This window comes from Glutamicibacter sp. BW78 (assembly GCF_002332245.1).
Taxonomy (GTDB): Bacteria; Actinomycetota; Actinomycetes; order Actinomycetales; family Micrococcaceae; genus Arthrobacter_H; species Arthrobacter_H rhombi_A.
Map to the genome: position 1 here is coordinate 1 of NZ_NRGU01000010.1, position 495 is coordinate 495.

The 495-nt window shown below is 59.8% G+C and carries 1 protein-coding gene; it reads left to right on the plus strand.

Annotation, left to right across the window (positions count from 1 at the left end; genetic code table 11):
- On the plus strand, window positions 1-201 hold a 201-nt coding region (locus tag CIK75_RS16125; RefSeq protein WP_158225855.1), incomplete at its 5' end, for a hypothetical protein.
- Window positions 202-495: the final 294 nt, after the last annotated feature.

Here is a 495-nt window from a genome sequence, read left to right on the forward strand (position 1 = left end):
GTCCGCGTGGACGACCCGCCTGCCGAGGGATTGTTCTTGCGTGTATGCGCCCGCTATAACCTGATCGCCGAGCAGGACAACGGCACCGATTGGCATCTCTCCCGCTTCGAATCCCTGTTCGGCAACGTCGATGGCGAGTCTCACGGCCTCTTCTGGCTCCATTGCATCCTCCAGCTTTTAACGCGCAAGGTCCTTCTCTGACACCAACGAAGCCGCTAGCGCGGAATTCCCAGCAGCTAACAATGTACTCCACCGCTTCTCGGGGCGTGGCCGGCATTTTGGTGTTCCCATTGCATGATCTCGTAAGCCGAACCGCTAGCGGGCGCTCGGGGGAGCTGCGAATATGGTCTGGATGACGATATCCAGCCACCCGTGGCAGCACCCCGCGCCCCAGCAGTCGCAACTGCATCTCGTAGAGGTACCTGAGCCTGTTCTTCACGAACTTGCCCAACCTCTACCGGGGCGCTTCGGCATTGATTTCCAGGAGCACCTTTC